We start from the raw sequence: 15,942 nt of genomic DNA on the forward strand, positions 1-15,942 counted from the left end.
CGGTGGGTAACGATGAAGTTCTCACACCCTCGTGATCGGTCCGGGCTGTGCTAGCCGATGGGCATGTTCCTCGCGACACCGTCCTCGCGACAGCCGTCGGGATTCGTCGGCTACACCAGCTGGGCCCGGATCGTATCGGCCCACGTGATGGCCAGCCTGGGGTTACACAAGCCCTACCGGGCCTGGCTCTGCCGGGCCTGAATCGTGACGAAGTAGAAGCAACTGCCGGTGCGAGAATTCAATGACAGGCCTTCGCTGGTAACGCGACGGCGCCTGTTGGTCACTTTGGCTGGACTGTCACACCGGTCCCGATAGTATTAGTGCAGCGGTGGTATGAACAACGCGCTAGACAAACGAATCGGCGCTCATTCGGGCCTAGCCGCAGTCGCTGGAGAACCGGCGCATTCTCATCATCAATCCTCTTGCGACGGCCAATTAATGGCCGTGGAAGGACAACTATGTCTCTCAGCGGCGACCCCCTTTGGTTGGCCGATATCCTGCGCGACGCTGGTCTCACGGTCATTGAGCATGATGGTTGGCGAGACCGCGGACACGGCGATTTCGGCGAGATTCTCGGCGTTCTCTGTCACCACACCGCCGGCGGCGGTACCAATGACTGGCGAATTGTGCAATACGGCCGACCGGATTTGGAAGGTCCGCTGGCACAACTGGTCCTAGAACGCGATGGCAGCTTCCGAGTCATCGCCGCGGGCGTGTGCTGGCATGCTGGCCGAGGCAGCTGGCACGGATGGCCCACTGACAACGCCAACTTTCACACGATCGGTATCGAAGCAGTGTCGCGGGGCGACGGGTCGGACTGGACCGATGTGCAGATCGATGCTTATAAGCGCGGGTGTGCCGCGATCCTGAAACACATCGGCCGAGATGCTGATGACTGTGTCGCGCACCGCGAATACAGCCGCGAAGGAAAAATCGACCCTGCTGGCATTGACATGGACGAATTCCGTGCCGATGTCCAGGCCATCATCAACCAGAAGGACGCGCCAGTGGCTATGACTGACATCAAGCAGATCCAAGACTTCATCGCTGGCTTCTGCGGCCCGATTGGCAGTGATGTCAAAGATATTCGCGAGCAACTGTGCGGCGAGCGTCAGCGTGACGTTGGTGAGTACGGGGGTTGGGCGCAGCTTGGGGGCCGTACAGCAGTCGATGCGCTCGCCGAGATCCTGGTTCGACTCGACCGGATCGAACAACAGCAGCACACAGCTGTCAAACCGTGAGTCTGTGCGTGTGACTCGAATATGTTGGTCACTTCCGCTCGACCTGTCACACGCAGTGCGATACGATAAATCCAGACACAACATGCCACTTCGGCACTGAATGTCTTTAGGCTGAGGGCGGTTTCGCTGCCTTCGCTATTCTTTGCGGCAGACCTCCGATCAAGTGTTTCTATCGCGAATTTCGAGCTTCGCCGCATTCCGCAATCCGGGTATATCTCCTGACAGTCCCAGTCGGAGTGTTGGTGAAGTACTGGCCGGATAATCGTGTCGAACCCGCACCGTGGGCGTGGGTTCGACACGTCCAACCAAAGCGTTCTCAGTCACGCCCTGCCCGGCATGTCTCCCGCAGCTCGATAGCGCGGTGTAGCTGGCTGGACGACGGGGCGCCGGCGGCCTCGTCCGCACCCAAATTGTGTGTGTGGACGAGGCTGCCATCTCCCAAGTTTCTGAAAGGCCTGTCATTGATTACAGTCTTGACCTGTCGAGGCACAGGCGAACCTTACGGATCGAGCAACAATATGTTGGCTCAGGTCACGCGGCATCTTGATCAGTCGCGCTATGAAATCGGTGCCGATGTGGACTATCCCGCCAGTATCGGACCGATGAATCCTCAAAAGAGGATCGATGGGTGCTCGGAAGACTTCTCAGTCGCGGCTGGCGTCGATGCTCTCGCGACTGCGGTGCGGGCGGCCAAGTATCCGGTTGGTTTACTCGGCTACAGCCTCGGCGCCATCGTTGTCTCGCGGTTTCTCGAAGCCAAGGCGCGAGGGGAATTTCCTGAGTGCGACGTGCTGTGGGCAGCCAACATCGCGAACCCGCTACGCAGGTGCGGTGATTCGCTGCTCGGCGACCCGGGCGGTTTCGGGATCAACGGCGAGCACGGGCCGTGGCCCAGCGATGTTCGTACCTGGGAGGTAGCGCACGCGGCCGATGGGATCACCTGTTGTCCAGCGGATTCGCCGTTACGTGCGCTTGCCGATGGAGTCTCGGCGTTCAGTTTCGCTGAGTTGGGTGGCTGGACGAGTGGGCTGGCCGAACGGTTCCGAGCGAATCGGTGGCAGTTGACCCTGCACGCGTGGTCGCGGGGTCCGCTGCGGGAGTGGCGGCAGTGGAGTACGGCCGCGACTTTGATCGATGGTTATGTTCGCGGCGGGCAGCATAACGCCGTGTATCGCGAAGCCGGATATTGCTATCGCTTGGCCGCGGTAATCAATGCGTTTGAATAATTCGAATCTCTGAAATTGCAGAAAGGAATCGAATATGCGAAGTGGTAAAGTCCCCGAGCCAGCACTTGTTCGATCGGTTCTCGTAGCTGTCACCGGCGTGATCGGCTATGCCCTTGGCTGTCAGGTCGATGTGGCGTGGATCGAAACGCTGCTCACGCTGTACGGACTGGCCACACCTGTCATCGCGGGTGTGTTGATCAGGCCGGCGGTTATCCCTTTGGCCGGATCGGCGGGTGAGGTTGGTGTCGAGTTGGCTCAGCCCTGAATTTGTTCAGGCAGTCGGCATTGCCGTCGCGACCGTAATTGGCGCGATCACGGCTTGGCAAGCCCGTGAAGTTGCCAAGTTGCGGGAGCGGGTCGTCGCGCTGGAGAACCAAGCAGTCGATGATCAGCGGCGCTTCCGCGACGCGATCCGCCTGATCCGAGAGTTGCAGCGTCACATCGACGAGTTGCTCGCATTCTTACGCCAACATGTCCCCGGCGAGGAACCTCCGTCGGCCCGATACAAGATCCCCGCGAATCTTCAAGAAGAACTCTGACGCCCACCGACTCGGTGAGGCGTTCCCGAACTGCATGCGGTCGGCCCCCGGAGAACACTCGATACGGTGCGGGTTTCGAGTCTGCCGCATGCTGCGCCCCTTGAGATGCGCCCGTTTCCCGCAGGTGGTCTGCGGTTGAGATGTCGTCGCTGTGTCCAAGGGTCGTAGGTCCCGCCCCCGGCGTCGCCCCTCGCTCGCTGGGGGCGGGACTACCAGCTTCCTCACTTGGGGAGTTTTCGCCTATGACTGAGAGGAGGTGAACTCCATGCTCCCTGTCCTGATTGAGCTGCTTCAGCTGGCCATCGCGCTCGCGCCCGTTGTCCTGCCCTTGCTCGGCCTCTGAAGCTGATGCCGGGGCACTGTTCGCCCGCGGTCCTGGTTGGCGAATGTGGTTATGGCACAGCACTACTTGTTCCCCAACTGGAGTCCCTATGACTGATTCGACGATGTCCATCACCACTACCGACGCCGACCTCGTTTCGCCTGAACCGCCGGAGTCGGCATTTGGCGAACTACGCGTGCAGGTTGAGGTCAGCTACGCACATGACGGTGACGCGGCATGACAAGTCCATATGCGGGTGCTTTCCCGGATTTCGAGCAGTTCATGATCGGGCTGCTCACACCGATCGCGCCGACCGTGAGCTTTTTGCCTGCGCAGGCGAGCCAGCTCGCGTTGCCGCTGATCTGGGTTCGCACCACGGGCGGCACGCTCGATGTCAACGCGATCACCTACCAGGCGAAGGTGCAGGCGGTCGTTTTTCACAGCAGCAGGCAACAGGCGCAGACCATGGCGATTCAGGTGCGCGATGCCTTTCTGAACGCCCCGGCCGCACGCTTCAACGGCGTGCTGGTCGATTACGTAGAGGAAATCGCAGCTGCTGAACCGCGCTTCAGCGCCCCGAATCTGCGTCGCAGCCGCGGGACGAGCGAGTTCCCAGACCTCGACCCGCTGCACCAGATGGTCGAGCTCGCCTTCACCATCGACGCCCGCCGTCAGTAGACGGCATATCACCGGCACTCCCGCATCGTCCCGATCGCGTGCGTGCCTATTCCTTGTCCAGCCCGGTACACCGGGCACATGAATGGAGATTGTCTTGCCTCCCATCTCGTCCACCCCGTTGACCACCCTGAAGGCCGCCCAGCGTCAGCTGCTGCTCAAGCCGCTGGACGCCGCGGTGTTCCTGGCCCCGTGGCCGAACTCGACCCCGGTGACCCCCGGCAGCATGACCGACGCCACCGGCAATCTGCTGCCGCTGCCCGCGTCGTACCACTCCGTCGGCCTGATCGACAAGAAGGCCGGCATCAACTTCGCCCGCGCTGTGACGGCTTCGCCGATCGAGGCCTACGGCGAGATGCAGCCGGTGCGCGATGACATCACCAGCGACATCACCACCATCGAGTTCGAGCCGCAGCAGACCAACCTGCTGAACCTGGCCCTGACCAGCAATGCCAACCTGGCCTCGACCCAGGCCGCGGCCAACGGCGAGGTCGGCTTCTGGCAGCCCGCGACCCCGCAGATCAACTACTACTCCGCGGTCGTGATCGGCAAGGACGGCTCCGACGCCAACCCGATCTACATCTTCAAGATCATGCCGAAGGTCGCCGTCACCAAGTGGGGCGGCGAGCAGTGGACCCCCACCAATCTGATGGGCGAGAAGCTGACCCTGACCGCGTTCAAGGACGACCACCTCGGTTACGCCGTCGCCCACGGCTTCGGTGGCACCGGCTGGCAGAAGATGCTGTCCACGACCGGCTTCAAGTACGCCGTCTCCTCGGTGGTGCCTGCGCCGATCAGCGTGACTCGCGGCTCCACTACCTCCGCACCGATCGTGGTGACCGACCAGTTCGGTGGCGTGCTGCCCAACGCCAACTGTGCCTTCACTCCGGTGGCGGGTACCAACGTGACCGTGTCGGCGGCCGGCTTCGTTACCGCGGCCGCGAACGCCACCTTGGGCAACACCACCATCGGTGTGGTGTACACCCCCACCGGTGGCACCGCGATGGCCTCGGTCAACTGCGTCGTCACTGTTTCCTAGTCGACGGCCCTACAACGTGGTCGCGTGCCGTGCTTCTCCGGTCACGGCACGCGACCACTTCCTGTCAGCTTCCGGAGAGAAAGCGGGGCAAACCCGTGTCCTTTATCCCCACCCAGTTCCCGGTCACCATGACCGACGGCACTCACGACTACCAGGTGTTCGACGCCTCGGCGTTCGGTGACGCCAAGTTCGGTCTCGGCCACCGCGTCAAGGAAGACGTCAAGCAGGCCGTCGCGACCAAGCCCGCCAAGTAACTACGTTCCACCACAACGAAACCGGAGATCCCCTGATGGCAGCACCCCGCAAAACGTCGACGTCTACAAAGGTGGCCGGCGGTGACGAAGGCCGCTTCTACGAGATCCAGCGCGAGCTGGCAGCCAAGCGACGCGGCCCCTACCACCTGACCGCCGACATCGCGATCCAGCCACTGACCCGCCGTCAGGCACGTCAGCTGGCCGAGACCGACGACGAAGAAGACCAGCTGCGGATTCTGCTGGGCGATGTCTACGAGGCGGTCGACGACCTGTTCGCCGACCGCCCCATCGACGAATGGGTCGCCTTCCAGAACGATCTGTACGCCCACTTCTACGGCGAAGGTGCCATGGAGCTGCCGGGGGGATCCGAGGGCTCGTAGAGTTCTGGGACAAGTTCGGTGCCGCGCTCGAATACGACCTACTCGAGCGCGGCATCGACATCCGAGACTGCTTCGGGCCCATCGAGTTCCGCACCCGCGACTGGCGCACCATCTGGCGGTTCAAGGACCGCCTGCCGCGCGGGTCGCACTACAAGACGGCCTTGGCGTTGGACCGTGAGCTCGCCGAGTACTGGCTCGACATGGAGGAATCCGATCCCGATCCAGATGCCGAAGAGCCGCCGACCCCAGAGGGCTACACCCTCGACACGTATCTGCTGCTGTCGATCATCGACGGGCTACAAGGCGTCCAAGCTGCTGTGATCGCGGCAGCCGGCGCGGATCCACCCCAGGTGAAGCCGATGCCCCGTCCGCAGACCGCGATGGACGCAGTCCGCGAGGAACGCCGCCTGTCGACAATGAACAGCATCGTCGACATCTTCAAACCCGCAATCAGTTGAGACCTGCTGTGCAGTGCTCACCGACGCTCGCTCGGGTTCGGGAAACTGATCTGACCAACGCCACTCACGTCGTAGGAAGTAGTATCCGAACATGCATACCGACATTGACGGAGCCGTCCACATCGCGCGCCTCGCAGTGGGTTTCGACTGGTCTTGGACGATCGAAAGTGTCGGACGATTCTGTCACGAAGCCGGTTGGACACTCGCGTCAAGTGTGGATACCGGGCGTGGTCCTCAATTCGCGAAGATTCGGACAAGTCTCAGTATCACGCATCCCGTTGGACATGCGGTCTATGACCCCGCGTTCTTTGATCGTATGGGGATTAGAGGCGAAGAAGCCAAGGAATTACTCGTGTACTTGGCTGACACGGTGGACGAGTCCAAGCCGGAAGGCCGGATACATCTGACTAACAGTTTTGCCGAGCTCGCCGGCCGACTTTCGATAGAATTCGGGTCACCACACCATCGTGTCAACGACATGAATCTGAAGGTCGTCTGGAGCCTTCCTGGGATTGTGATCTTTCTGTCGACTGATCGGCAGGACGGTTCGGTCCAGCTGAGCCTCGTTAACCCGGTATATCAAGATCATCTGAATCGGATCGCTAAAGATCACGTCGACCTTGAGGATGACGATGACTTTGAGGATGACGACGACTTTGATGATGATGGCGACTTTGATGATGATGATCGCGACGACGACAACATTGAAGTTTCAAGTCAACAAGACGGGTTCCCTCGCACGTGGCGCGAGTTCACTTCCGCATTGGCGTTGACTCTGTCGCGATTGCCGGTAAACGGTGAGCTTGCACTCGCAACCAGTGAAGGTAGTGGTGTGCGGTTCGAGATGGGGTGGCACGAGCTATTATGTCTGATCCCGAGCGCCGATAGGTGCCTCGGCTTGGATAAAATGGCTCAGGAAGATCGAGCAAAATGGGTCGGGCTCGGCTGGACAGACGCTCCCGCGATGCACAATGCTGATTGGGAACGGTCGATGGTGTGGCCTGGCCGCTACCATGAGTATGAAGCAATTGCCGAAGCCGCTGTCATGATCCTGTGTGATGTCTTGAGTGTTAATGGACCCGCGGACGTCCAACTGATTATCTGGAACGATCAATCTGCGCTTATTCCGGATATTGTTGCGTTTAAAAGCGCCGATAGTCGCTTGCGGTGAATTATCATAAGTAGCACTTTAGTCATTGATATTTCGGCGACATGCGATACCGCGAGTCGCGTAGATAGTCCCAACTCCGCTAGCTGACTGAGCTACGTGCACATCTAGGTTATTCTGCGGCGGCTCACGTCATGATGGTGAAGTTGCAGCCTTGAGTTGCCATCGAAAAACCTTGCCTCGCCCGACTCGTCGTTGTGTAGGCCCACGTTAGAAACGTGTTGGCTCCATCGATTGCCGCGAGAATTCTGTGGCCACCAGCAGCGTTCAGTCACTTGCTGCGTCGCAGGGCTGCGGCGTTGGTGCATGCAAAGAGTCCTATTCTGGCTGCATCTATATCCACCTGCCATGGTCAATTCCCTCCTACGACGCGTGATCCTTAATGAGGTCAAAGCCTCATGCCCAAACGCTGAGGTACCGATCTGACCGACTAGGTGGGGATTGAGGCTCAGCCATACCCTTGGTGAATTGCGAAAATGCACAAGAATAATACACCTATTTCCGACGGTGCGAAAGTTGAACAAGGAGAACCCAAAAGCTTCGAGTTATCGGAGGATGATAAGAATAGGGTTAATGACCTAATTCAGAAGTCGCAAGCGGATTTCTCTTCGACGAGACCGGATGTCGACTTGGAAGTCGAAGCGAATTCATTACGGGCAGATGGATTGTCGTGGAGTGAGCTCACCAAGAAGATCGGCCAGAAGAGTAACTATCGGAAGCATCTTTCGGATGTCCTCGCTCGCCATGGCTATGTCTTCCAGAGCATCAAGGTGCCCGGTAGCGCTATTCCGCAAGATGTGCAAGAGGTCGACGCGATGCTCTCGCCGCGCCCCACCGACTCTCCGGCGGTAGAGCGGATAAAGTCCTATGGTCGTGGATTCGTCGAAAATAGGCGGAATAAGTCTTCTCGTCAAACCGGTGGCAATACTGTCGGCGAAATGGTTTCAATTGCGTATCTCAGGCACCTAATACGTGAGCACGGCGGCGAGGTTCTGCTTCCGCTTGATGGTGACGAACAATTGCGTAGAGGGGCGCACACCGTCGATGTCGTGGCTATTGTCGGCGACAAGATTGTTGTAATTGAAGCAAAGGCCAACACTAGTGGCCTAAGCAAAGCGAATGTACGAGACGACCATGGCCGGCAGTGGCGAGTTCTGCAAGGAACGCGTCTGTATATCCGGTACAAACTTCGTCAAGATAAACTCTTCCTAAAGCGACTAAAAGACTATGACGCGAGAAACAACACTACCTTCTATGAGACCCTGGCGGGCCATGGAAAGGTCAAGCTCGATTATCTTAAGGTGCATGCTCCGTATGTAGACGAGATGAGCCCCGATGGTAAACCGACTGGTCGACAGGTCATTGGCACGCCAACGTGGTCGAGATTTACTATCGGTAGTGAGATGGTCGATCTTGTGCGTTCGCCGAAATTCAGGAAACTGGTTCGCAATCCGAAAGCTCAGAAGGTTGGCGTAGCGGGTGGCCTACTTGCGGTAAGTTTGGTGACGTCACAGGGGGTCGCGGGCGCTGCAGCCGATCCGCCGTCGATAGTCGAGAACTTCGACGCTATCGGGCAAGGGCTGCCGATGTCGACGGAAAATTCGACACGGCCCGGCCAAGTTGTCGAAGGTGCAGGAGGTGACGCTCAGTCTGATGGTGGAACACTAGCGGTACTAAAGGCGAAGGCTGTCGAGTTTGGCAGGATGTTGTCGTCGTTCAAGGATCATGTTCAGAATGGTTTGAACAGGTTGGCGACGATGGCTGGAGATGCGGCGGCGAAGATGTCGGCGTTTGTTTCTGACGTCGTTGATTCTGCTAAGGCTCAGGAGTTGATCGAGAAGGTTTCGAATGACTGGGCTTTTGCGCAGGAGTTGCTGAATATTGCGATGTTGTTTTCGCCGGTGGGGACGGTAGCGGCGGCTATTTCGGCGGCGGTGCCGATTATTCAGTTGATTGTGGAGCATTGGGATGAGATTCGGGCTGCGTTTGATTGGGTGTTGAAGAACGTTTTGACGCCGGTGGCTGAGTTCTTCATGACGGCGTTCAAGGTTTATGTGACGCCGTATCGTTTGGTTTTTGATGCGGTGATGGCCGGGTTCAATGGGATGGGTGGGGTTGTCGGTGGTGCGGTTGGTGCGGTGCGGTCGACGGTCGCGGGGATTGTGAAGGCGATCGGTGAGATTTTCCAGCGGCTCGAGATAAATATCGGATTCCCGGTCAACAAGTCGTTCGGGTTGAAGAGTGTCGGTGATGCGATGGTGGCTTGGGCTTCTGAGCGGTTGGCTGACGGTGGTTTGGTGGGTGGGCAAGGCCGGCCCGCGCCGCGTAGGGGGTCCGGCATCGAGGTGATGGCTGTGATCGATCGGTCGGTGTTGCGTGCCGCCCAGGCTGAGGAGCGCAAGATCGGGTATGTGTATCGGCCGCCGTTCCTGCACGACGGTGCGTTGCCTCGTACGGATAACGGGCCTGGTCCGCGCACATTTGATGTGCGGGTTGCTGATGTCGACGCGGCGTTCGCGCAGATCCGGATGTTGCAGGCCGTGCAGGATGCGCGGTTCAGCCCGGTTGGCGTGTAGCCAGGTGACCGCTACTCGGTTGACTCGGTCTTGACAAGTAGACGGCGGAAATTCTCAAGAGATCGGAAAGGTTGGAAACGATGAGTGATTCGAAACCGCAGGGTGATCCGGGTCCGTTGGCTGGCTTTCACATCGAGATCCATCCGGTCTCTTTGGACGGGCTCAACGACACAACGGACCAGAATCCGAAAAACGATGCGGCACAAGATAAGAAGAAGCCCAGCAGGAGCCCTTCGCCTCGGCCTTCTACATCCAAACCCGCACCGCGACAGGCGAATCCGCCCAAGGCCGACGATCATCCCAGGGGCACACGCCCCACGGCTGGGGCACCGAGGAAGCCGATTCGGCCGAGTAAGGCCGACAAGCCGAAGCGTGGCGCTGCGCCGAAGCCGCCGGCGCGCGGTGGTCGTGCGGGCGCGAAGCCGCCCGGTGTCGACTGGAAGCAGGCGGCCACAGGGCAGAAGCTGGCAGCGGCTGGTCCGAAAAAGACTGCGGCACCCCCGAATAGGGGCAAGCCGGTAGACCTGGCGAAACGTCCCCCTGCGAAATCCCCGGCGGCTGGCAAACCTGGAGGACCGAAGGGGAGCAAACCCAAGGGTGGCAAGGTCGACACCAAAGGGCTCATGGATGAGGCGAATGCCTTCAAGAACCTGGGCGGTGCGTTCAAGGAAAACGTCGCGGCCATCAAGGATCACGCGGGTGCCGGCAAGAAGATGGTCGGCAAGATCGGCGGTGTCGCCAAGAACCTCAAGAAGCTGACCAAGGCGATTCGCACCGCGTCAACCGTGCAGAAGATCATCGGTGGCGCGTCCAAGTTGTGGACGGTGGCGCAGACCGCGTTGAACCTGGTGTGGAACGCGTCGCCGCTGGGCTGGTTCACCCTCGCCCTGGGTGCCGCGATTCTCGCGATCACGCTCATCATCGAGCACTGGGACGAGATCAAGGCGGCGTTCAGTGTCGTCAAGGAGAAGGTGCTCGATCCGGTCGGCAAGTTCTTCCAGGAGCAGTTCGGCGAGGTCCTGAAGCCTTTCACCCACATCAGTACGGCTGTCTCCGGCGCATTCAACGCGCTGTGTTCGACCGTGGGTGGGGTGTTCCAGAAGATGGTTCATTACGTCGCGGTGGTCGTCGATAGGGTCGCCAGTCTCCTCGGCGAGTTTCGGTGGTTCCCAGGCGTGGGCGGCGTTGCGGATGCCATGACGCAGTGGGCGCAGGCGCATATGGCCGACGGTGGTCTTGTCGGCGCGAGCCGCGCCAAGGCACCGGCCGGCTCGACCGACGAGATCGTCGTTGACGCCGGGGGCCCGAAGCGAGCGGTGATGGCTGCGGTCGGCAGTGATCACCTGCGGGTGGCCGGTGCCGACACGGGCCGGTCGGCGCTGACCAAGAGTCCGCATATCGCCCCACCGCGTGGCGTGCGGCGGACCGGCGCGACAGTTCGCGCGATCGACCGTTCGACCACCATCGCGCTCGACCGCGGGACCGACACCAGTTTCGCGCGGTCGCGCGCCGTGCACGCGCAACGCGCGCTCACCTACGCGGGTGGGTCGCGCTAGCCCAACCTTTCGGACACCTCAGGGAGTGGTTACAACGATGAGCAGTAAAGGCGACGCGCAGTTCGACGCCGCATTGCGCGCGGCGCTGTCCGCGAGCGATCCACTCGACGCCGGCGACAAAGGTAAGGGCGGCGCGGGCAAGTCCGATGTGAAGAGTTCGGGGGAGTCGTCGAAAGCCGACGTTGCTGACTCCGATCACTCGAGGGGCGGCCAGCCCAACGTCGAAAGACGAGAAACACCAATACAATACGAGAAGCAGAACCGACCGGCTCCGGTCAAACCACCTAGGGGCGCGCGACCAACGGCCACACCGCCAAGACAGTCGGTGAAGCCACGCAAGCCCTCGAAGCCGCAGGGTCGGCCCCGGGGCGGGCTCGGCGCGAAGGTGCGCGGCGGCGCTGGTCTGGCCGGCGGTCTGGCGATGGGCGCGATGACGTCAGGAGTTGACTGGCGCCAGGCCGTCGCTGATCCCAAGGCCGCGCTGAGCGGGCTCGGTGGAGCCGCCCTTGCGCAGGGCAAGGACTATCTCGCCGCAATGGCTGATCCGGCGAGCCTGTCGAATGCCGTCTCGCAGGTCAAAGACACGGCGAGTGCGGCGAAGGATAAAGCGTCGCAGGGTAAGTCGAATGCGGGCGGTACCAAACCGATCACCGATGAGACCAAGGCGCTCAAGGATCGAACCTCGGTGCTGCGCGGCGACGTCAAGAACCTTGGCGCGCACGCGACGACCAGCCAGAAGATGACCGAGAACGTCGACAAATCGTCGAAGGGTTTCGACGATCTGGCGAAGGCGCACAAGGAATCAGCGGGTGCTCAGAAGAGCGTCGAGGCCGCGTCGAACAAGTGGGACAAGTCCCAGACCAAGCTCAACAAGGCTGTCGGCAAATCGGTGATCGGCAAGATCGTCGCGGCGATCGAGATCGCGATCGTCGTGATCGGGCTGCTCGTCGAGCACTGGGATTCGGTGAAGAAGGCCTTCGACACGGTGAAGAAGAACGTGCTCGAGCCAGTCGGCGACTACTTCAAGAAGGTGTTCGCTGCGTGCCTCGCGCCATTCACCTCGGTAATCACCGAGGTGAAAGACGCGCTCGGCAGGCTGGGTAGCGGGATCGGGGGCCTGTTCGGTGGGGTGGTCAACCAGGTAGCGGACATCGTTGCCGCGATCGGCTCGGTGGTCGCCAAGATCGAGTTCAGCCTCCCCGGCTGGCTCGGTGGCGCGACGCTCAGCCTGGCCGGACTCGGTGGGGCGATGACCTCGTGGGCGCAGTCGGCACGGATGGCTGATGGCGGCGTGGTGCGGGGTCCGGGTGGTCCGCGCGAGGACCGGGTGCCGGTGCTGGCGTCCAACGGCGAGTTCGTCGTCAACGCCGCGGCGACGGCGCGCTACGGGCCACTGTTGGAATCGATCAACAAAGACACCCTCAATGTCGGCGGTCGGGACGCGCAAGTTGTTGCCTCGCTGGGTCTTTCGCGCGTCAAACCAGCCCAGGCGTTGCCCGATGTGGCGACCACGCACCGATTCGATCGGTCGACCACGATCAACCTCACGACTACCCAGCACGACAGCGCCTACCTGCGCACGAAAGCTGTTGCTACGCAACGGGATCTCACCTACGCGGCCGGACGGCGGTAAACCGCGGCGACGCATGACCAAGGAGTAGACGATGGCCCGATCCCTGCATGAGGACGACGACCTCGACCCAGACGAAGAAGAACTCGACGATCTCGATCCCGAGGAAGACGAACTCGATGACGACGGCGACGCCGCAGCCGAGGTCGGCGGTGCGGCGGCTGGTGGCGTCGCCGGTGCCGCGGCGCTTGCCGCGGCGGCGCCGATGGGTGTGCCGGCGCGTCAGCAGAAGTCTCCAGGGGGCGCGGCCACACCCGCTCAGACGGGTGGGAAACCGCGTGGTGCGCGTCCGGCACCGGGGAGCAAGCGGCCCGTCAGAAAACCGCAGGCCGGAGCCGGCAAACCGCAGGGCGCGAAGAAGCCTCCCGGCACGGGCGGCCCTGAGGGTGAAGGCAAAGGCCAGGGCGACGATGCCAAGGCGCTGGTGACCGCGCAGCAGGAACTCGGCGTCGCGCAGCAGGCCGCCGACGTCCTCGAGGCCCCGCACGCCACGGCGACGAAGAAGCTGGTCGACGCGGCGAAGGCCGCCGCAACCCGCATGTCGCCCCTCGCCGCCGCAGTCAAGCAGTCGAGCGGTGAGCACAAGAACGCCGCGAAGGACCACGGCGAGCACGAGAAACAGCAAGGCGAGCTGGACAAGGCCCTGAGCGAGGGCGGTCTCGGCACGATCATGAAGATCGTCGACGACCTGAAGCCGTGGATCGACAAGATCATGAACTGGCTGAACAAGCTCAAAGACGCACTGGTCAAGGCATTCGAGAAGGCGCTCAAACCGGTCATCAACTTCTTCGAGAAGGTGTGGAGCCAAACGGTTGTCCCGGCCTTCAAGAAGACCGTGCAGGTGGTCTCGGGAGCGTTCAACTCCGTCGGCGATATCATCGGCAATGTTTTCACCGCCCTCAAGAAGGCGTGCGCGATCGTGCTCAAAGCTGTCGGCGAGGTACTGAAGAAGCTCGACTTCACCATTCCCAGTTGGGTGCCTGTCGTCGGCGGCAAGAACCTCGGCCTGGCCAAGATCGGCGACACCCTGGTCGAATGGTCGACCAAGATGCGCGATGGTGGTGTGGTCCGTGGACCAGGCGGACCGCGCGAGGACGCCGTCCCGGTGATGATGTCCAACGGTGAGTTCGTCGTCAACGCGGCTGCCACCGCCAAGCACCGGGGTGTGCTCGAGGCGATCAACAACGAATCCAGGTCGACCACCGGGTCGGGCTACGCGGCCACCGCGCGATCATTGCCGGTGACCGCTGGCGCCCAAGCCCGGGCGCTGGCCCGAGCCGACCGCCCCCAACTGGCGATCGCCAGCCCGATCGCGCCGAGCGGCGATCGACTCGACCGCTCACTCGCGGTCAACATCAGTGCGCCGACGTCTGGTCACGCGCATACGCACGACACCGCGCTGGCCGCCCGAAAGGCACTGACCTACGCCGCAGTTCGGCGTTGATATCCTCAGTGCAAGGTCAGAATTGCTACGACTCTGGAATTAAGGATGGATATGGAGTTCAAGACGCTCTATAACATGGTGCAGGCTTCATGTTTTGATCGCGCGGAACGAATTCGCCGACTTCCCACCGAGTCGTATATTCCGACGAAATGCTATAGCCAGGTACTCGACGCCTACATCGAGAACGGGTGGCGTGTCGTATACGGATACGATGGCCCCGATGCGGGTATCGACTACAACCGCACTCACCTGAAACGCGGAAAGAGCATTCTCAGATTCAGCTGGTGGCCCGATGAAGGAGGTCGAGTGGCCGGCTCTGAGAGTGATATCGAGGATATTTCCCGGTACATTCGCGACCACTGTGCATAAATCTAACTAAATCTTACACCTCCAGCAGTCGGAGAGCGGTCTTTCGGATCGCTCTCCGACTGCTTTTCTACGCCTTGTGACGGTCCGCATTGTTGTCGGATGTGAAACGCGGCGATGAGGTCACATAGGGAGTGTCGTTGTGACAACCATGGATTCGGACGAGGAAAGCGGTGCTGACCGCCCCGCTGATCGCTCATTGAGTTTCAAGGGCGCCAGACAGTGGTATAACGCCGAGCTCAGGAAGGCTTCGCCACTTGATAAAGCGTGGGAAGATGCCGGAGTTTCGTTAGAAGAACGTGCTAGAAGACTGCAAGAGGTTCGCCATCGAGCGCGCCTCGACTCTCGCGATATGATGAAGAGCCGGCTGGGTGTTCGCTGGCTTCAATTCAGAGATTTGCGGAAGTATCGCAACAAGGATGGTCCGACCTTCGATGGGATGGTGCGGCGCCGAGAGAAGGCCGGACTCTCCGGTGACAGATTGCATCAGTCGATTATCGATAGCTTCGACAAGACGGACCCCAAGACGAATCGGAAATACGATCCCGAGACGGCAGATAAGCGTGCACAAGGCGCAAACGGGAAAGTGGACACCCGCAAACCCGGCCTTGGTGGAAAACAAAAACCGCCCGGCGATAAAGGCAAATCGAACACCGGCAAATCCGGCGCGGCGATCAAGGAGATAAAGGCAAAAGTTACGGCGCTGAAAGGTAAGTCAGCGGCGCTGAAGGATAGCCTCAAGGCGATGCTCGACCACGGCGCCGCCCACGCGAAAATGGTTGCGGGGTGGGCGAAGGCGCCGAAGGGGCTCGCGAATCTCACTAAGGCGATGAAGAATTCGTCGACTGCCGGGAAGAGTGTGCAAGGTGCTACCAAGTCGTGGATCGGTGCGCACGGCAAGATCAACGCTTCGATGATGAAGTCCCCGTTGGGTATGATCGCGTTGGGGATTGCGGCGTTGATCGGCGTTGTGACGTTGATTGTCGGTAACTGGGACACGGTGCAAAAAGTCTTCGAGGCCGTGCGTAAGAACACCCTTGAGCCGGTCGGTAAATTCTTTGGCGAGGT

At 60.7% G+C, this 15,942-nt stretch carries 17 protein-coding genes; all 17 read left to right on the forward strand.

The window, feature by feature from the left end; genetic code table 11:
- The first annotated feature begins 458 nt into the window (after positions 1-458).
- The gene (locus ACFWVD_RS26500; RefSeq protein ID WP_379247278.1) at positions 459-1,241 is read left to right on the forward strand and encodes an N-acetylmuramoyl-L-alanine amidase; all 783 of its coding nucleotides are present in this window, start codon (positions 459-461) and stop codon (positions 1,239-1,241) included.
- 518 nt (positions 1,242-1,759) lie between these two features.
- Positions 1,760-2,467 (forward strand): PE-PPE domain-containing protein, encoded by a 708-nt coding sequence (locus tag ACFWVD_RS26505; protein WP_379247280.1) that lies wholly within the window; start codon positions 1,760-1,762, stop codon positions 2,465-2,467.
- A gap of 34 nt (positions 2,468-2,501) precedes the next feature.
- Positions 2,502-2,732, forward strand: a complete 231-nt coding sequence (locus ACFWVD_RS26510; RefSeq protein ID WP_379247282.1) for a hypothetical protein — start codon at positions 2,502-2,504, stop codon at positions 2,730-2,732.
- Complete coding sequence (locus ACFWVD_RS26515) at positions 2,710-3,006, forward strand: hypothetical protein (protein WP_379247284.1); 297 nt, start codon at positions 2,710-2,712, stop codon at positions 3,004-3,006. The genes ACFWVD_RS26510 and ACFWVD_RS26515 overlap by 23 nt, the downstream gene beginning before the upstream one ends.
- 431 nt (positions 3,007-3,437) lie before the next feature.
- Complete coding sequence (locus ACFWVD_RS26520) at positions 3,438-3,569, forward strand: hypothetical protein (protein ID WP_379247286.1); 132 nt, start codon at positions 3,438-3,440, stop codon at positions 3,567-3,569.
- 41 nt (positions 3,570-3,610) lie between these two features.
- Positions 3,611-4,006 (forward strand): hypothetical protein, encoded by a 396-nt coding sequence (locus ACFWVD_RS26525; RefSeq protein ID WP_379247287.1) that lies wholly within the window; start codon positions 3,611-3,613, stop codon positions 4,004-4,006.
- A 94-nt stretch (positions 4,007-4,100) separates the two neighbouring features.
- Positions 4,101-5,042: a hypothetical protein gene (locus tag ACFWVD_RS26530; protein WP_379247289.1), complete on the forward strand. Its 942-nt coding sequence runs from the start codon at positions 4,101-4,103 to the stop codon at positions 5,040-5,042.
- Between the two features lie 95 nt (positions 5,043-5,137).
- Positions 5,138-5,296 (forward strand): hypothetical protein, encoded by a 159-nt coding sequence (locus tag ACFWVD_RS26535; protein WP_379247291.1) that lies wholly within the window; start codon positions 5,138-5,140, stop codon positions 5,294-5,296.
- 35 nt (positions 5,297-5,331) lie between these two features.
- Positions 5,332-5,676, forward strand: a complete 345-nt coding sequence (locus tag ACFWVD_RS26540) for a hypothetical protein (protein ID WP_379232429.1) — start codon at positions 5,332-5,334, stop codon at positions 5,674-5,676.
- A gap of 161 nt (positions 5,677-5,837) precedes the next feature.
- Complete coding sequence (locus ACFWVD_RS26545; RefSeq protein WP_379247293.1) at positions 5,838-6,134, forward strand: hypothetical protein; 297 nt, start codon at positions 5,838-5,840, stop codon at positions 6,132-6,134.
- A 91-nt stretch (positions 6,135-6,225) separates the two neighbouring features.
- A complete protein-coding gene (locus ACFWVD_RS26550) occupies positions 6,226-7,305 on the forward strand; it encodes a DUF6301 family protein (protein ID WP_379247295.1) in 1,080 nt (359 codons plus the stop codon).
- Positions 7,306-7,778: 473 nt separating this feature from the next.
- The gene (locus ACFWVD_RS26555; protein ID WP_379247297.1) at positions 7,779-9,878 is read left to right on the forward strand and encodes a hypothetical protein; all 2,100 of its coding nucleotides are present in this window, start codon (positions 7,779-7,781) and stop codon (positions 9,876-9,878) included.
- 623 nt (positions 9,879-10,501) lie between these two features.
- Positions 10,502-11,434, forward strand: a complete 933-nt coding sequence (locus ACFWVD_RS26560; RefSeq protein ID WP_379247299.1) for a hypothetical protein — start codon at positions 10,502-10,504, stop codon at positions 11,432-11,434.
- 37 nt (positions 11,435-11,471) lie between these two features.
- Positions 11,472-13,067 carry a hypothetical protein gene (locus tag ACFWVD_RS26565; protein WP_379247301.1) on the forward strand — a complete coding sequence of 532 codons (1,596 nt, stop codon included), beginning with the start codon at positions 11,472-11,474 and terminating at the stop codon, positions 13,065-13,067.
- A 31-nt stretch (positions 13,068-13,098) separates the two neighbouring features.
- Positions 13,099-14,508, forward strand: coding sequence for a hypothetical protein (locus ACFWVD_RS26570; RefSeq protein ID WP_379247303.1), 1,410 nt, complete (start codon positions 13,099-13,101; stop codon positions 14,506-14,508).
- A 51-nt stretch (positions 14,509-14,559) separates the two neighbouring features.
- A complete protein-coding gene (locus tag ACFWVD_RS26575; protein ID WP_379247305.1) occupies positions 14,560-14,877 on the forward strand; it encodes a hypothetical protein in 318 nt (105 codons plus the stop codon).
- Positions 14,878-15,016: 139 nt separating this feature from the next.
- Positions 15,017-15,942, forward strand: a 926-nt coding sequence (locus ACFWVD_RS26580; RefSeq protein ID WP_379247306.1) for a hypothetical protein, incomplete at its 3' end; no start/stop codon positions are given.

Source organism: Nocardia sp. NPDC058666 (genome assembly GCF_042714895.1).
Classification (GTDB): domain Bacteria; phylum Actinomycetota; class Actinomycetes; order Mycobacteriales; family Mycobacteriaceae; genus Nocardia.

Coding starts and splice junctions, on each gene's coding strand:
- ACFWVD_RS26500 (WP_379247278.1), top strand. CDS start 459: ATGTCTCTCAGCGGCGACCCCCTTTGGTTGGCCGATATCCTGCGCGAC.
- ACFWVD_RS26505 (WP_379247280.1), top strand. CDS start 1,760: ATGTTGGCTCAGGTCACGCGGCATCTTGATCAGTCGCGCTATGAAATC.
- ACFWVD_RS26510 (WP_379247282.1), top strand. CDS start 2,502: ATGCGAAGTGGTAAAGTCCCCGAGCCAGCACTTGTTCGATCGGTTCTC.
- ACFWVD_RS26520 (WP_379247286.1), top strand. CDS start 3,438: ATGACTGATTCGACGATGTCCATCACCACTACCGACGCCGACCTCGTT.
- ACFWVD_RS26525 (WP_379247287.1), top strand. CDS start 3,611: ATGATCGGGCTGCTCACACCGATCGCGCCGACCGTGAGCTTTTTGCCT.
- ACFWVD_RS26540 (WP_379232429.1), top strand. CDS start 5,332: ATGGCAGCACCCCGCAAAACGTCGACGTCTACAAAGGTGGCCGGCGGT.
- ACFWVD_RS26550 (WP_379247295.1), top strand. CDS start 6,226: ATGCATACCGACATTGACGGAGCCGTCCACATCGCGCGCCTCGCAGTG.
- ACFWVD_RS26555 (WP_379247297.1), top strand. CDS start 7,779: ATGCACAAGAATAATACACCTATTTCCGACGGTGCGAAAGTTGAACAA.
- ACFWVD_RS26560 (WP_379247299.1), top strand. CDS start 10,502: ATGGATGAGGCGAATGCCTTCAAGAACCTGGGCGGTGCGTTCAAGGAA.
- ACFWVD_RS26565 (WP_379247301.1), top strand. CDS start 11,472: ATGAGCAGTAAAGGCGACGCGCAGTTCGACGCCGCATTGCGCGCGGCG.
- ACFWVD_RS26570 (WP_379247303.1), top strand. CDS start 13,099: ATGGCCCGATCCCTGCATGAGGACGACGACCTCGACCCAGACGAAGAA.
- ACFWVD_RS26575 (WP_379247305.1), top strand. CDS start 14,560: ATGGAGTTCAAGACGCTCTATAACATGGTGCAGGCTTCATGTTTTGAT.